This is a genomic window from Mycolicibacter engbaekii, assembly GCF_002101585.1.
GTDB classification, from domain to species: Bacteria; Actinomycetota; Actinomycetes; order Mycobacteriales; family Mycobacteriaceae; genus Mycobacterium; species Mycobacterium engbaekii.
Window position 1 is genome coordinate 69,014 of record NZ_LQOT01000035.1, and the last position, 15,136, is coordinate 84,149.

The 15,136-nt window shown below is 70.9% G+C and carries 12 protein-coding genes; 6 read left to right on the top strand and 6 right to left on the bottom strand.

Translation table 11 applies throughout. From position 1 onward, the window contains the following. Positions 1-26 precede the first annotated feature (26 nt). Positions 27-1,895 carry a hypothetical protein gene (locus AWC02_RS10610; protein ID WP_237160421.1) on the bottom strand — a complete coding sequence of 623 codons (1,869 nt, stop codon included), beginning with the start codon at positions 1,893-1,895 and terminating at the stop codon, positions 27-29. 32 nt (positions 1,896-1,927) lie between these two features. Here AWC02_RS10610 and AWC02_RS10615 point away from each other — a divergent pair, with 32 nt between their 5' ends. Together AWC02_RS10615 and AWC02_RS10620 are read left to right on the top strand one after the other, a co-directional pair. Then, complete coding sequence (locus AWC02_RS10615; RefSeq protein WP_085128732.1) at positions 1,928-2,866, top strand: NAD-dependent epimerase/dehydratase family protein; 939 nt, start codon at positions 1,928-1,930, stop codon at positions 2,864-2,866. Between the two features lie 172 nt (positions 2,867-3,038). Next, positions 3,039-7,427: a cation-translocating P-type ATPase gene (locus AWC02_RS10620; protein WP_109560965.1), complete on the top strand. Its 4,389-nt coding sequence runs from the start codon at positions 3,039-3,041 to the stop codon at positions 7,425-7,427. 10 nt (positions 7,428-7,437) lie between these two features. Here the strand turns inward: AWC02_RS10620 and AWC02_RS21910 are convergent, their stop codons facing one another. The 4 genes from AWC02_RS21910 to AWC02_RS10635 all read right to left on the bottom strand — a co-directional run bounded on the left by AWC02_RS21910 (position 7,438) and on the right by AWC02_RS10635 (position 10,044). Beyond that, entirely contained in the window at positions 7,438-7,611 is a 174-nt protein-coding gene (locus AWC02_RS21910) for an Rv1535 domain-containing protein (protein WP_165757886.1), read from the bottom strand. Positions 7,612-7,683: 72 nt separating this feature from the next. Beyond that, positions 7,684-8,073 carry a DUF2304 domain-containing protein gene (locus AWC02_RS10625; RefSeq protein ID WP_085128733.1) on the bottom strand — a complete coding sequence of 130 codons (390 nt, stop codon included), beginning with the start codon at positions 8,071-8,073 and terminating at the stop codon, positions 7,684-7,686. A 15-nt stretch (positions 8,074-8,088) separates the two neighbouring features. Then, a complete protein-coding gene (locus tag AWC02_RS10630) occupies positions 8,089-8,799 on the bottom strand; it encodes a glycosyltransferase family 2 protein (protein WP_085128734.1) in 711 nt (236 codons plus the stop codon). Positions 8,800-8,814: 15 nt separating this feature from the next. Beyond that, positions 8,815-10,044 (bottom strand): polysaccharide biosynthesis protein, encoded by a 1,230-nt coding sequence (locus AWC02_RS10635; RefSeq protein WP_085128826.1) that lies wholly within the window; start codon positions 10,042-10,044, stop codon positions 8,815-8,817. A gap of 125 nt (positions 10,045-10,169) precedes the next feature. On the opposite strand from AWC02_RS10635, the gene AWC02_RS10640 reads away from it, so the two are divergent. Beyond that, on the top strand, positions 10,170-11,162 hold the full coding sequence (locus AWC02_RS10640) for a TerC/Alx family metal homeostasis membrane protein (RefSeq protein WP_109560975.1): 993 nt from the start codon (positions 10,170-10,172) through the stop codon (positions 11,160-11,162). A gap of 49 nt (positions 11,163-11,211) precedes the next feature. Here the strand turns inward: AWC02_RS10640 and AWC02_RS10645 are convergent, their stop codons facing one another. Beyond that, positions 11,212-11,700, bottom strand: a complete 489-nt coding sequence (locus AWC02_RS10645; protein WP_085128736.1) for an inorganic diphosphatase — start codon at positions 11,698-11,700, stop codon at positions 11,212-11,214. Positions 11,701-11,780: 80 nt separating this feature from the next. Between AWC02_RS10645 and dacB the strand changes: the two genes are divergently transcribed. Genes dacB through tilS form a run of 3 tightly spaced genes read left to right on the top strand, consistent with a single transcriptional unit; the run spans position 11,781 to position 15,135 of the window. Next, positions 11,781-13,157 carry a D-alanyl-D-alanine carboxypeptidase/D-alanyl-D-alanine endopeptidase gene (gene dacB, locus AWC02_RS10650; protein ID WP_085128737.1) on the top strand — a complete coding sequence of 459 codons (1,377 nt, stop codon included), beginning with the start codon at positions 11,781-11,783 and terminating at the stop codon, positions 13,155-13,157. Continuing rightward, positions 13,148-14,194, top strand: a complete 1,047-nt coding sequence (locus tag AWC02_RS10655; protein WP_419179236.1) for a zinc-dependent metalloprotease — start codon at positions 13,148-13,150, stop codon at positions 14,192-14,194. The genes dacB and AWC02_RS10655 overlap by 10 nt, the downstream gene beginning before the upstream one ends. Continuing rightward, a complete protein-coding gene (gene tilS / locus AWC02_RS10660) occupies positions 14,173-15,135 on the top strand; it encodes a tRNA lysidine(34) synthetase TilS (protein WP_085128738.1) in 963 nt (320 codons plus the stop codon). Before AWC02_RS10655 ends, tilS begins: the two co-directional genes overlap by 22 nt. The last annotated feature ends 1 nt before the right edge of the window (position 15,136 follow it).

Consider the following 15,136-nt stretch of genomic DNA (forward strand, 5'->3'; position numbering starts at 1 on the left):
TGGTGGCGGTGTGCAGCGTGTCATCGTCACCTCGGCGCGACGTAGCCGACAGGGCCGACGGCGATGCACACCGACAGCGCCGCAGTGTCGGCGCCCACGCGGAGACCGTCTCCGGCGCCGGGGAGCCGGACGAAGACACGGTTGAGACCGGGGTGCACCCGGACCCGGACCTGCGGTCCCTCGGACAACGACATCGTCATGGCGCCGTCGACATTGGCCAGGTAGTTGATCTCGGCGGTCCAGTCCGCGGGCAACAGCGGACCGTCGAGTGGCACGGTCACCGGCCGGTCGGGCTGCACCAGGTATCCGCAATCCGGCACCGGCCCGGGCGCCAGGGCACGGACCCAGGTCACCTGGGCGTCGGTCAGTGACCCCGAACTGGTCAGCATCCGCAACTGCGTTGTCGTCGAGGCGAATTCCGGCCGGTCGTGCAACAGGGCGAACATGTGGCTGGCCAGGTTCTCCGGGTAGACGACCCGCCCCAGCACCAACGGGTCCACCTCCTGGTCCAGCAGCGGCGCGTCCGAGGCGGCCCGGGCGGCGGCCAGAGCCTGCCGGGCGTTCTGCAGATATGCACGGGCCGGATCGTCACGCCAGCAGGCCAGGAAGGTCGCCGTGGAATACAGGCTGCTGGCGGTGAACGCCGCCGCCAGGGCCGTCACCGCCACGGCACGCCCGCGGGAGGGGGCCAGCCACCGCGCGGATTCCCGGTTGGGGGCGCACAACCCGACGGCACCCAGGATCGCCAGCACCACCACGAAGTCGGCCAGATAGCGCAGGGTCTGAGCCAGTTCCAGCGCGGTGAACGCCGAAGACCGCATCAGATAGATCGGCACCTGGCAGGCCGCCAGGTAGCCGGCCGCGGCCAGCCACACCGGCCCCAGGCGCCTTTTTCCTGCCAGCGACACCGCCACAAGTCCGGCCAGCACCAGCCAGCCCAGTGCCATCACCACCGGCCCCGGCAGTGCCCAGGGCGAGGCCGGCGCCCAGCGGGCCCACGTCCACGGGCCGCCGGCCAGGCTCGGGACCACGCCGTGGGTGATCGACCGCCACAGCAGGTCACCGGTCATCTCGAGGTCGAAACTCCAGCGCTTCTGATTGACCACTACCAGGTAGACCCCGATCCAGGCCGCGGTCACCGCGAGCGCGGCCGTCCACAACCGGGCCCCGGAGCGCCACGCCCCGGTGATCGCGCCGGTCAGCGGCGCTCCGCGGACGTAGCCCAGCAGTGCCGTCACGGTGAACGCGACGAACGGGATGACCGCGGCCTTCTCGAAGAACAGCAGGCCACCCAGGTAGACCCCAAGCGCGCTGTAGCGGTAGCGCTGATTTCCGGTGCGGGTCAACGCAATCGCGTCCGCACACACCCAGGACAGCGCCGCGCACAACGGCAGCGAGTTCAGCGCCGCCGCCCACCAGGCGAAGGCCGGCAGGCCCAGCGGAGACCACAGCGCAAAGGTCAGCGGCACCAGCAGCACCGGCCGCCAACCGAGAATCACCCACAGCACGCGCAACAACGCGCAGGAGAACAGCAACTGCAGCAACACCAGGCTGAGCGCCGGGGCAGCCCACTGCAGCGGCCACAGCCGCGACAGGGCACCGGCCACCAGGTAGGCGCCCGGCATCACATGACCGTCGTGATCGTCAAACAGGTAGGCCGGCGACCACAGGGGGTGGGTGCCGGCCCGGCCGATCAGGATCAGGTCATCCCAATAGAAATAGCCCCCGAAAGCGACCACCGCCCGGACCGCCAGTTGAGCGGCGATCAATCCCACGGCCGCCCAGAAGACCCACGGCAGGGTTCTCAGCTGCGCGCGCAGGTCCCGGCCCGTGCCACCCGCATCGTCGGGTGCTGCTCGCCGGGCCGGCACTGCTGTGTCGTCGCCGGCGGTCATCTGTCTTTCTTACCTGTCGGTATGGTGGGCGCGTGCGAGCACTGGTAACCGGGGCAGCCGGGTTCATCGGATCGACGTTGGTCGACCGCCTTCGGGCGGACGGGCACCAGGTGATCGGGCTGGACAATTTCGCCACCGGTCGAGCCACCAACATCGAGCACCTGGCCGACGACACCGGCTTCTGCTTCGTCGAGGCCGACATCGTCAGCGCGGACCTCGATGCCGTCCTGGCGCAACACCGCCCCGAGGTGATCTTTCACCTGGCCGCCCAGATCGACGTGCGCCACTCGGTGGCCGACCCGGCCTTCGACGGCACGGTCAACGTGCTCGGCACCATCCGGCTCGCTGAGGCGGCCCGGTCCGCCGGGGTGCGCAAGATCGTGCACACCTCCTCCGGCGGGTCGATCTACGGCACCCCGCCGACCTACCCGACCAGCGAAGACGTCCCGACCGACCCGGCTTCGCCCTACGCCGCCGGCAAGGTGGCCGGGGAGATCTACCTCAACACCTTCGGCCACCTCTACGGGCTGCAGTGTTCCCACATCGCCCCGGCCAACGTCTACGGGCCTCGCCAGGACCCGCACGGCGAGGCGGGTGTGGTGGCGATCTTCGCTCAGGCCCTGCTGAGCGGAACGCCGACCAAGGTGTTCGGGGACGGCTCCAACACCCGCGACTATGTGTTCGTCGACGACGTGGTGGACGCCTTCGTGCGGGCCTCCGGCGAGGCCGGCGACCGGCAGCGCTTCAACATCGGCACCGGCGTGGAAACCTCGGACCGCCAACTGCATTCAGCGGTGGCCGCCGCGGTGGGCGCACCGGATGACCCGGAGTTCCACCCGGCCCGGCTGGGTGACCTGCGACGTTCCTGCCTGGACATCGAGCGGGCGCGGCGAGTGCTCGGCTGGCAGCCGCAGGTGGCGCTGGCCGACGGAGTGGCGCGCACGGTGGCCTATTTCCGGTCTGCGCCCTGACTTTCGCTGCGGCGATTTGGTCCGCCGTTGTGGCATACTGGCCCGTCGGAGGGGAGTATTCCCCAAATCGCAGTGTCGTCATCACGTCACCCGTCATCGGGTGACCGGGGCTGTGGGCCGGTCTGCCCGGCGGAAGAGACCTCCAGCGCCGCAGTAACGCTGGAGGAAGTCGATGGACGTTTTCGCAATCGGGCGTTTCGGCATCGGCGCGGTCGGCGCGGTGGCATCTGCCAGCCTGGACCTCGCGGCAATCCCCCTGCGTGAAGGCGCCAAGCGGCTGGCCGGCGAAAGCAGCGATCTGACCACCAGCCGGCGCAGTTGGCGTGGCGCGGGCCGTGCCTGGATCGAGGTCCGTGGGCTCGACGACCCGGAGATCGGCGGCGATGTCGGATCCGCGGTGCTCGAAGCGCTGCAGGCCCGGCCGGAGGTCAACTCGGTACGGCTGAACCGTCCGCTGTCGCGGGTGATCGTCGAGATCGGCGATGAGGCATCGCTGGCCGAGCTGTGTGCCGCCGTGGCGGCCGCCGAACAAGACCTGGAACTGTCTGCCACCGAAACCGCGGCACTGCCGGGTGACGGTCTGCTGCTGGCCGCCAAGGGCGCCGCCTTCGGCGTCAACGCGGTGGGCCTGGCGATCGCCACCGCGGGCACGCTGCTGCGTTGGCCCGCCGCGCCCAAGATCTTCGATGCAGCCGCGTCGGTGGCCCGGTACCAGCCGCTGGCCCGGGAAACGCTGGAAAGCTGGATCGGTCCCGGGCGAGCCGACACGGTGCTCTCACTGGTTTCGCTGGGATCGCACGTCATCACCATGTCCCCGGCGATCCTGGCGGTCGACCTGTTGGTGGAGGGCCTCAAAGCCTCCGAAACCCGGGCCGCGGCGCTGGCCTGGAGTCGCTACGAACCGCAACTGGCGCGCTACTGCGATGTCCCCGAGGCATATGCCACGGCTCGCCCGGTCCCGCCGCCCGACGGTGCGGCAGAGCGCCACCTGAGGCGCACCGCGCTGGCGCAGGCGGCCACGGCTGCCGTGGTGGCCGCTTTGACCCGCAACCTGGACATGACGTCGAGCGCGATTCTGGCCACCTCGCCCAAGGCGGTGCGCACCAGCTGCGAATCGTTCGCTGCGACGTTGGGGCAGGGACTGGCCGACGAGCACGGGGTGCTGCCGCTGCGGCCGGACAGCCTGCGCCGCCTCGACAAGATCGACACCTTGGTCATCGATCCGCGGGCGCTGACCGGCGAGCAACGCCGCGTGGTGCAGATCCGCGGGGCGAGCGAACACGAACTGCCGCAGGCCTGGGAGAACGCGCAGAGCCTGCTCGGTAAGGCGGGGCTGGGCCCCGGCTGGCACCGGGTGCCCCGGATGACAACCCGGGGGACCGCCCGCAAACAACCGGTGGAAGCGCTGATCCTGCCCGCCCACCATGCGCTGGCCTCCGCGGTGGTCCTGCAGGGACGTGCCGCCGGCGTGGAGCTGGTCACTGTGGACACCGAAATCCTCGGCGAACTGCGTCCCGGCTTCGACGACATCCGCCCGGTGCACGGCGGCGGCACCGCCGACCTGGACGCCGCGCTGGCAGAAGCCGTGACCGAGCTGCAGCAGGCCGGCCGCACCGTGGCGGTGCTGTCGACCGAGGCGGCGCAGGCACTGGCGTCGGCGGATCTGGCGCTGGGGGTCATGCCGGAGCACGAGAATGACGCCCTGCCCCCGCCTTTTTATGCCGACCTGCTGCTGGCCGATCTGGACGGTGCCTGGCAGGTGCTTCATGCGCTTCCGGCGGCCCGGGACGCCACCGAGCGCGGTGTCGCGATCTCGATCGGGGCCTCGACCATTGCCGGGCTGCTGCTCGTCCGTGGGGTTCGGGCGACCATCCCCGGGGTGGGGGCAGGCCAGAGCCGCGGCCCGGGCCCGGTCACCATCGGCGCCGGAGCCGGGATGCTGTCGGGGTACCTGCTGGCCCGCCGGGTGCTGCGCGCGCAGACGCCGAAGCCGGCCCCGGCCTACGAGTGGCACGCCATGTCGGTCGAGCAGGTGCGCGAGATGCTGGGCACGCCGCAGGGCAGCGAATCGCACGCGTCGCTGACCGAACGCGTCCCGGCTGAGGTGGAATCGCCCGGCATGTTCTGGCCCTACGTCCACGCGGTGCGCGCCGAACTGTCCGACCCGATGACCCCGATCCTGGCGTTGTGCTCGGTGGCGACGGCCATGCTGGGCTCGCCGATCGACGCCGTGATGGTGGGAACGGTGCTCACCGGCAACGCCATGCTGGCCGCCTACCAGCGGCTGCGGGCCGAAAGCCGGCTGAACGACCTGCTGGCGCGGCAAGCCCCGCCGGCCCGGGTCGTGCTGATGGATGCCGCCGGGAATCCGACCTATCACGAGATCGCCGCCGAGCAGCTGCTGCCCGGGGACCTGATCGAGGTTCGCAGCAACGAGGTGGTTCCCGCCGACGCCCGGGTCATCGAGGTGTCCGACGTGGAGGTCGACGAGTCGTCGTTGACCGGTGAATCGCTGTCGGTCGGCAAGCAGCTGGACCCGACTCCTGGGGCCGAACTGGCCGAGCGCAGCTGCATGCTCTATGCCGGCACCACGGTGATCGCCGGCAAGGCCATGGCGATGGTGACCGCGGTGGGGGCCGACACCCAGAACCGCCGGGCCTCCGAATTGGCCTCCGGAGACCTGCCCGAAGTCGGGCTGCAGCACCACCTGTCCCAGCTGGTCCACCGGACCTTCCCCTACAGCGCCGCCGGCGGAGTGGCCGTCGGCGCGCTGGGGCTGCTGCGCCAGGGCGGCCTGCGGCAGGCGCTCGGCAACGCCATCGCCGTCGCGATCGCCGCCGTCCCGGAGGGCATGCCGCTGATGGCCACCCTGGCCCAGCACGCGTCGTCGCAGCGGTTGAGCAGATCCGGTGCGCTGGTGCGGATCCCGCGTTCGGTCGAGGCGCTTGGCCGGGTGGACGTGGTGTGCTTCGACAAGACCGGAACGCTCAGCGAGAACCGCTTGCGGGTCACCACGGTGCGCCCGCTGACCGGCTACACCGACGACGACGTCCTCGGCACGGCCGCGCAGGCGGCGCCGGCGCCCGATGGGGCGGCGCACGCGCACGCCACCGACCAGGCGATCGTCGAGGGCGCGGCGGCCGCGCCCGGTGCCCGGCCCTGGACCGAGCCCGACGCCCACCTGCCGTTCCGTTCCGGCCGGGCCTTCTCGGCGTCGGTCGTCGGGTCGGAGCTGCTGGTCAAGGGCGCACCGGAGGTGGTGCTGGGAGCCTGCAAGAACGCCGGAGCTCAGGAGGAGAAGCAGGTGGCCGCCATGGCCGCCCAGGGACTGCGGGTGATCGCGGTCGCCCAGGCCAAACTGACTGCCGCCCAGGCGCGTTCGGTCGGGGATGACCGCGAGGGAACCGACCGCATCACCGAACTCAGTTCCTCGGGGCTGACGCTGATCGGGTTCCTCGGCCTGGCCGACACGCCGCGCGCGGACGCCCCGAAGCTGCTCGCCGATCTGGCCGCCCGCGGCGTCGACATCCGGATGATCACCGGCGACCACCCGATCACCGCCACCGCGATCGCCGCCGAGATGGGCGTGACCGTGGCCCCCGAGCAGGTCATCACCGGCTCGGAATGGAACGCGCTGAACCGCAAGGAACAAGAACGCGTGGTCTGCGAGCGGGTGATCTTCGCCCGGATGTCGCCGGAGAACAAGGTGCAGATCGTTCAGACGCTGGAGCGCGCCGGCCGGGTTTCGGCGATGGTCGGCGACGGCGCCAACGACGCCGCCGCGATCCGGGCGGCCACGGTGGGCCTCGGTGTCGTCGCGCACGGCAGCGACTCGGCGCACGCCACCGCCGACGTCGTCCTGACCGACGGCAAGATCGGTGCGCTGGTCGACGCCATCGACGAGGGCCGGCGGCTGTGGCGCGGCGTGCAGCTGGCCATCTCCGGCCTGCTCGGCGGCAACGTCGGGGAAGTGCTGTTCTCGGTCATCGGCACCGCGGTCACCGGGAACTCGCCGCTGAACACCCGGCAGCTGCTGCTGATGAACACGCTCACCGACGCCCTGCCGGCCACCGCCGTGGCGGTGAGCACCCCGGCCGGTCCGATCGGCGGGGCGGTGCGCGGGCTCGACGAACGCAGTCTGTGGCGGGCGGTGGCGTTCCGCGGCGGAGTCACCGCCGCGGCGGGTACCGCCGCGTGGGCGATGGCGAACTTCTCCGGGTTGCCGGGCAGTCCGCAACGGGCCGCAACGGTGGCGCTGATCTCGCTGGTGACCACCGAACTCGGTCAGACGGTGGTCGACTCGCGGGCGCCCATGGTGCTGGCGACCGCGGCGGGCTCCTTCGTGCTGTTCGCGGGGATGGTCTCCACTCCCGGGGTCAGTCAGCTGTTGGGCTGCACACCGGTCGGTCCGATCGGTTGGGCGCAGGGTGTCGGAACGGCCGCGGCCGCCACTGCCGCGGTGGCTGTGGCGAGCCGGCTGTCGGCCGAGCAGACTCCGCCCGAGCCGGTAACGCAGGCCCCCGCTGAGGAGCAGCCCCGCCGGCTGGAACTGGTGCGCTGAGCGCCGCACCTCAACCGGCCGGCCGTAGCGATGTCTCCTCGGCCCGTGGGCTGGCCCGGGCGGCCATAACCACCTCGAGCAGGCCCGCCCGCCACAACGCGGCGTAGAGGTGTCGGGTCGGCTTGGTCAGCAGCAACGCCGTCACTTCCGCCAGGGGTTCTGCCAGGACTGCTTTGGCCCGCATACCTGCCACGGTGCGGGTACAAATCGGACGGGCGGCAAACCCGTCGTGACCGCGAAGACAACTGTTGCCGAATTACTGTGTTTTGTGCGGCGGCAGCTTCGTCTCGCCGGTAAGACCAGCTGGGCTGGACTCGGGCGGCTGGGCCGCGCTGAGCGCGATCAACCGCGCCAGCCGGGCATAGCGCAGTTCCATGTCGCGGAACCGCATGTAGGTGCTCAACGTGGTGAACGCGAACGCGATGACCAGCACATAGAGCATCAGATCGGTGCCGCGGCGCACCCCCAGCCAATTGGCCACCACAGTGGTGTCATCCGGGCGCAGCACCGCATAGATGCCGGCCACCACGAACATCAGGTAGCCCACTTTCACCCACGCCCGCGACTGCGCCGACCTGCGCGACAACAGCAGGTAGATCAACAGCCCCAAGACCGCTGCGATCAGCAGCACCTTGATCCAGTTCATCGGTGAATATCCCCCTCATCGCGACATCCTTCTGCGCAGCATGCCGTCGAACAAGATGTTGACTCCGTTGAGCAGCGGTTGTCCCTTCGACTTCGAATAGTCGGTGTAGAGCACCTCGACCGGTTCTTCCCCCACTCGCCAGCGGTTTTCGGCGATCAGGGCGATGAACTCCCCGGCATGGCTCATTCCAGTCATGGTGAGGTCAAGTCGGTCGGCCACCCGGCGGTCGAACACCCGCAGCCCGTTGTGGGCGTCGGACAATCCCAGCCGGCGGATTCGCGGACTGAGGACCACCGCAGCGCGCAGCACCAGCCGTTTGAGCGGCGGCACCGTCGTGGCCGCAGCCGGAGCGGCAAACCGGGTGCCGATCACGATGTCCAGGCCGGCGGTGTCGAGACGGTCGACCAGGCGCACCAGGTCGGCCACCCGGTGCTGGCCGTCCGCGTCGAACGTGGCGAAAAGCCGGGCGCCGGGCTGGGCGCGCGCGAACTCGACGCCGGTCTGGATGGCGGCGCCCTGGCCGAGGTTGATCGGATGGCGCACCACGTAGGCGCCCGCACGCCTGGCGGCCTCGGCGGTGTTGTCGGTGCTGCCGTCGTCCACACAGACCACGAAGTCGAACACCGCACGAATCCCGGCGATCACGTCGCCGACGACGGTCGCCTCGTTGAAGGCCGGAACGATGATCCAGACATCGGGGTAGCGGTGGTCTATATCCGAGAAAATACACGCCTACCGGGGTCAGGAATCGGTGCGCAACGCGGCCAGGTGTACCGCGATTCCCACCACGGGCCCGCACAGCAGGGCCACCACCGCCCGGGTGGGCAGATCCAGCGGGAGCAACAGGAGCAGGGCCGAGGCCACCGTCGCCCCCACCCAGCCCAGCGCGTACGCGCGGTGCAGGGCAGCGGCGACCGTTGCCGCACCGGTCAGCGTCAGCAGCGCTATCGCCGTGGCGGCCACGGTCAGTTCTGCCAGCAGCCACCCCCCGGCGTGGTATTCCGGGCCGAAGACCGTACGCAGCAGCCACGGACCGAGCAGACCCGCCGCCACCGCTCCGGTCGCGCCCAGCGCCGCCACCGCCGCCGCCGGTGTTCGCAGCGCCCGCAGCCGGCGGCCGCGCTGATCCACGAAGTGTGCGATCAGGTTGCCCTGCATGGCGGTCAACGGCACCAACAGCGGTGCTCGGGTCACCGTGACCGCCAGGATCACCACACCGCCCGCGGCGCCCAATTCGCCGTAGGTGGCCTGCAGCAGCACTGGAAATCCCATCACCAGGATCGCGCTCGCCCCGGCCGCGGTGATCGAATGTGCAGCGCCACGCAGGAATCCCGCGGTGCTCACCGGGGTCAGCAGCCGAGCCGCCGAGCGCGCCGTGGGTGAGGCTGCCAGCAGCAGCAGCCAGGCCAGCGCACCGGCAACAGTCGCCCACAGGAACCCGACCAGACCCCAGCCGATCAGGAAGGTCACGGTGGCCACGGCCACCCGGATGCCCGCATCGGTGACCATCAGCGCGCCGTACGGCGTCCACCGGTCGGCCCCGGCCAGGGTGCCGAGCAACGTCGCGTGCACCGCGAAGTTGGCCAGGCCGAAACTGAGCAGGCCCACCGACAGCCAGCGCGCCTCGACGAACACGTGCCCGCTCCACAGCGGCGAACTCGCGGCCACCAGCGCCGCGGCCACCAGCCCGCTGAGCCCGGCCACCCGCAACGGATGGGTGTGCGGCGTGGTCGCGCGGTCGGCCTGGATCTCCCGGGCGAACCGGATTTCCCGGGTGGTCTCCTGCAGCAAACCGTTGGCAGCCCCGTTGACCAGTCCGAACGCGCCCCAGAACACGCCGAACACCGAGAATCCGGCGGGGTCCAGGTCCCGCGCGGCCAGATACAGCACCGCGTACCCGCACAGGGCGCTCAGTAGGGTCGCGGTGCCGACCCGGGCCATACTGGCCCGGCCGACGGGTCCGGTGGTCATGCCACGGGGAAACCCGGCGGATCCGGTACCCCCGACATCGGTCACCACGGCGAAAATACTAAGCGGGGGGCGGGGTACGGTCGGGCGGCCCACTGAACCCACCACTGATGATCGGAGGCGCGCCGTTGGACCCGTCGCTGCTGGAATGGCTGCTGACATTCGCGGGTCTGGGGGCGGTGCTCGGGTTCGACCTGCTCATCATCGGCCGGCGGGTGCGCGAGCCCTCGATCCGGGAGGTCGCCGGATGGCTGACGTTTTACCTCAGCCTCGCAGTGGCTTTCGGTGTGTGGGTCTGGTACTACCACGGCCCGAAGTACGGCATGCAGTTCTACGCGGGCTGGCTGACCGAGTACAGCCTGTCGGTGGACAACCTGTTCGTGTTCGTCATCATCATGAACAGCTTCAACGTCCCCAGGAAGTTCCGGCAGGAAGCGCTTTTCGTCGGCATCGTCATGGCGCTGTCGCTGCGCGCGGTGTTCATCGCTCTGGGCGGGGTCGCGGTGCAGCGGCTGTCCTGGACGTTCTACGTCTTCGGCGCTTTCATGGCCTACACCGCCATCAAACTGCTGCGCCACGACGATCCGACCGGCGACGGCGAGCGCGAGGGGGGCAACAACGCCGTGGTGCGCTTTGCCCGCACCCACCTCAACGCCACCGACGGATGGGGTTCGGGGGTGCGGTTCTTCGTCCGGGACAAAGCCGGGGCGTGGGCCATCACCCCGATGTTTCTGGTCGCGCTGGCCTTGGGCACCACCGATCTGGTGTTCGCGATGGATTCCATCCCGGCCATCTACGGGCTGACTCGCCAGCCCTACCTGGTGTTCACCGCCAACGTGTTCGCCCTGATGGGATTGCGGCAGCTGTTCTTCATCCTCGGTCACATGCTGGGCCGGCTGGTGTACCTGTCCCAGGGGCTGGCGGTCATCCTGGGATTCATCGGGGTGCGGATGGTGTTGCACGCGCTGCGCACCAACGATGTGTGGTTCATCCACTCCGGGCGGCCCTTCAATGTCCCGGAGATTCCCACCCCGGTCAGCCTGGGCGTCGTGGTGGGCGTGCTGGCGCTGACGACGGCGGCCAGCCTCTACCGGACCCGCGGATCCGCCACAGCTGTCTAAGCCGCCGGCGTCTGCGCCGGCAGGGATCGAGCGGCCGGAGCCGTGCCGCTCAGTGACCGGAGGACTTGAACCGCTCGATCGACCGGGTGATCTCGGCCTCGGCTTCGGCCCGGCCCACCCAGTCGGCGGCCTTGACGAACTTGCCGGGCTCCAGGTCCTTGTAGTGCACGAAGAAGTGCTTGATGGCGTCCAGTTCGTGCGACGGCACGTCGCCGATGTCGTTGATGTGGTCCCAGCGGTGGTCGCCGGCCGGCACGCAGAGCACCTTGTCGTCGCCGCCGGCCTCATCGGTCATCCGGAACATGCCGACCGGCCGTGCCTCGACCAGCACACCGGGGAACACCGACTGCGGCAGCAGCAGCATCGCGTCCAGCGGGTCGCCGTCCTCGCCGAGGGTGTCCTCGATGAACCCGTAGTCGGTGGGGTAGCCCATCGGCGTGTACAGGTAGCGGTCGAGACGGACCCGCCCGGTGGCGTGGTCGACCTCGTACTTGTTGCGCTGGCCCTTGGGGATTTCGATGGTCACGTCGAATTGCACCGGGTCAGTGTAGAGCGGGTCGCATTGCCGCCCGGAGACCGCCCGTCGGGCACAATTGCGCCTGAGAAGGCAGGAGAGACATGCAACCCACTCGGTGGCGACACTCCACCACGCATCTGGGTATCGCGGCCGCGGTCCTGGCGCTGGCCGCCGCGGTGGTGGTCGTGGCGGCGGTCGTGCTTCCGAACGAGTCCGGTGCCGGTGCGCGGGTGGTCTCGCCGACGCCGACGGCGACCGCTGATCCCGGGGTGGTTCCGGTCTCCGAGGACGCCCCGGTGCCGGCCGGCAGCGGCCTGGCCGCAGCCCTGGCCGGGCCGCTGGCCGACCCCAACCTGGGCCGGCTCACCGGCCGGATCACCGATGCGTTGACCGGCAAAGCGCTGTGGACGAAGCAGGAAGACCTTCCGGTGCTGCCGGCATCGACCAACAAGGTGCTGACCGCGGCCGCCGCCCTGCTGGCGCTGGACCGCGACGCCCGGGTCACCACCCGGGTGACGACCGGCGCTGCGCCCGGGGTTGTTGTGCTGGTCGGCGGCGGCGATCCGACGCTGTCGACCGCCCAGGCCGGTGCCGACACCTGGTATCGCGAAGCCGCCCGTATGGACGATCTGGCCGAACAGGTCCGCAACAGCGGGGTCGAGGTCACCGAGGTTCAGGTCGACGTGTCGGCGTTCACCGGCCCCACCATGGCGGCCGGCTGGGATCCCGCGGACATCGAAGGCGGCGACATCGCCCCCATCGAGGCGGTGATGGTCGACGGCGGTCGCGTCCAGCCGACCACCGTCGAGTCCCGTCGGTCGCTGACACCGGCGCTGGACGCCGGCCGGGTGCTGGCCGCCGCCCTGGGCGTCGACCCGGACCGGGTGAGCATCGCCTCGGCGCCGGTGACCGGCCGGGAGCTGGGCGCGGTCCGATCGGCGCCGCTGGTGGTCCGCCTGGGCGAGATGATGAACGCCTCGGACAATGTGATGGCCGAATGCATCGGGCGTGAGGTGGCCGCGGCGATGGGCCGCCCCCGATCCTTCGCCGGTGCCGTCGACGCGGTGACCAACCGGCTGGCCACAGCCCACATCGCGGTCAGCGGGGCGAGGCTGTCCGATTCCAGCGGACTGTCGGTCGATGACCGGTTGTCGGCCCGGATCCTCGACGCGGTGATTCAGGCGGCGGCCGGGCCGGATCTGCCGGAGTTGCGGCCGCTGCTGGACATGCTGCCGGTCGCCGGTGGCAGCGGCACCCTGTCCGAGCGGTTCCTCAATCCGCAGACCGGGCGTGGTGCGGCCGGCTGGCTGCGCGCCAAGACCGGGTCGCTGAGCCGCACCAACGCGCTGGCCGGCATCGTCACCGACCGCGACCAGCGCGTGCTGACGTTCGCCTTCATCTCCAACGACGCCGGCCCCACCGGGCGGACGGCGATCGACGCGCTGGCAGCGGTGCTGCGAACCTGCGGATGCCGATGAGCGGATCCGAAGTCGGCAGCGCGGTGGACTGGGAGTTCGCCGCGATGGTCGGGGGCCGGCTGGCACGCCCGGCGCCGCCGATGACCGACTACACGCGCCGCCAGGTCGTCGAGGAGCTCTACGCCAGCGCCCGCGCGGCAGAACCCCTGGTCCGCGAGGTCACCGGCCTGGGTGCGGTGGCGGCGGGCGCCGCCATCCCCGAGGCCCGGGTCGTCGACCGGCGGCAGTGGATCGCCGCCGCGGCGGAATCGATGAAGGTGATGATGGGCGGCACCGACCATCCCGCCGGCTTCCTCACCAGCCGGCTGACCGGGGCGCAGACCGGCGCGGTCCTGGCGTTCGTGTCCTCGAGCATCCTCGGCCAGTACGACCCGTTCTGCCCCGGCGGTGGCGAGCTGCTGCTGGTGTATCCCAACGTGGTCGCCGTCGAGCGCCAGCTTCGGGTGACGCCGGCGGACTTCCGGCTGTGGGTGTGCCTGCACGAGGTCACGCACCGCGTGCAGTTCACCGTCAACCCATGGCTGACCGGCTACATGTCCGATGCGCTGGCGGTGCTGACCGGCCAGAGCAGCCCGGATCTTGCCCAGGTGGTGGGCCGGCTGGTCGGCTACCTGCGGGGCAACCACGGCGAATCCGGGGAGACGGGCCCGTCGGGAATCCTGGGCCTGGTGCGGGCGGTGCAGTCCGAACCGCAGCGCACCGCGCTGGACCAGCTGCTGATGCTGGGCACACTGCTCGAAGGCCATGCCGACCATGTGATGGACGCGGTCGGGCCGGCAGTACCGACGGTGACGACGATCCGCAGTCGTTTCGAGGAACGCCGGCAACGCAGCCAACCGCCGCTGCAACGACTGCTGCGCGCGTTGCTGGGCCTGGACGCCAAGCTCAGCCAGTACACCCGGGGCAAGGCCTTCGTCGACGCCGTGGTCGGCCGGGTCGGCATGGCGCGGTTCAACGCGGTGTGGACGGGTCCACAGACGCTTCCCCTGCCCGCCGAGATCGAAGAGCCGCAAGCGTGGATCGACCGGGTGCTGTAGCCCGCCTGCGCGGCGCGCTGGGGGCGTTCGCCGAGCAGTATCTGACGTCGGGCGACCGCTGGTCGGTGGCCCTGTCCGGTGGGCCGGACTCGCTGGCGCTGACCGCCGTGGCCGCCCGGCTGCGGCCCACCACCGCGCTGATCGTCGACCATGGTCTGCAGCCCGGCTCGGCGCAGGTAGCCGCCACCGCGCGTCAACAGGCCCTGGAATTGGGCTGCGTCGAGGCGCAGGTCATTGCGGTGTCGGTGGGAAATCAGGGCGGGCCCGAGGCCGCGGCACGCACCGCGCGCTACGCCGCGCTGGCCCAATCCGCCGGCCGCGACCCCGTCTTGCTGGGACACACCCTCGACGATCAGGCCGAGACGGTGCTGCTCGGTCTTGGCCGCGGTTCGGGCGCACGGTCGATGGCCGGCATGCGGCCGCATGACCCGCCCTGGTGCCGGCCGCTGCTGGGAGTGCGGCGCTCCCTGACCGCCCAGGCCTGCACCGAACTGGGGCTCACACCGTGGCTCGACCCGCACAACAGCGACCCCCGCTTCACCCGGGTGCGGCTGCGCGCCGAGGTCCTGCCGCTGCTGGAGGACGTGCTGGGCGGCGGGGTGGCCGAGGCCCTGGCCCGCACCGCCAGAGCCCTGCGGGAGAACACCGACCTGATCGACGGCCTGGCCGAGCAGGCCCTGACCGGCGCCGGATCCGGCGACGGCCTGGCTGTCGCGGAGTTGCAGGTGCTGGCGGGACCGGTGCGCCGCGCGGTCATCCGGCGCTGGCTGCTCGCCGGGGGCGGGCGCGGCCTCACCGACCTGCAGATCCGCGCGGTGGACCGGCTGATCACCGCATGGCGGGGGCAGGGCGGGGTGGCGGTCGGGTCGGACCTTCCCGGCCAGCGGCTGTTCGCGGTACGCGGTGACGGCCTGCTGCGACTGCGCTACGAACCGGTCTGAG

What these genes read in the sequence shown, in the direction of transcription:
- AWC02_RS10610 (WP_237160421.1), bottom strand. Translation starts at nt 1,895, where the DNA reads ATGACCGCCGGCGACGACACAGCAGTGCCGGCCCGGCGAGCAGCACCC.
- AWC02_RS10620 (WP_109560965.1), top strand. Translation starts at nt 3,039, where the DNA reads ATGGACGTTTTCGCAATCGGGCGTTTCGGCATCGGCGCGGTCGGCGCG.
- AWC02_RS21910 (WP_165757886.1), bottom strand. Translation starts at nt 7,611, where the DNA reads ATGCGGGCCAAAGCAGTCCTGGCAGAACCCCTGGCGGAAGTGACGGCG.
- AWC02_RS10625 (WP_085128733.1), bottom strand. Translation starts at nt 8,073, where the DNA reads ATGAACTGGATCAAGGTGCTGCTGATCGCAGCGGTCTTGGGGCTGTTG.
- AWC02_RS10635 (WP_085128826.1), bottom strand. Translation starts at nt 10,044, where the DNA reads ATGACCACCGGACCCGTCGGCCGGGCCAGTATGGCCCGGGTCGGCACC.
- dacB (WP_085128737.1), top strand. Translation starts at nt 11,781, where the DNA reads ATGCAACCCACTCGGTGGCGACACTCCACCACGCATCTGGGTATCGCG.
- AWC02_RS10655 (WP_419179236.1), top strand. Translation starts at nt 13,148, where the DNA reads ATGCCGATGAGCGGATCCGAAGTCGGCAGCGCGGTGGACTGGGAGTTC.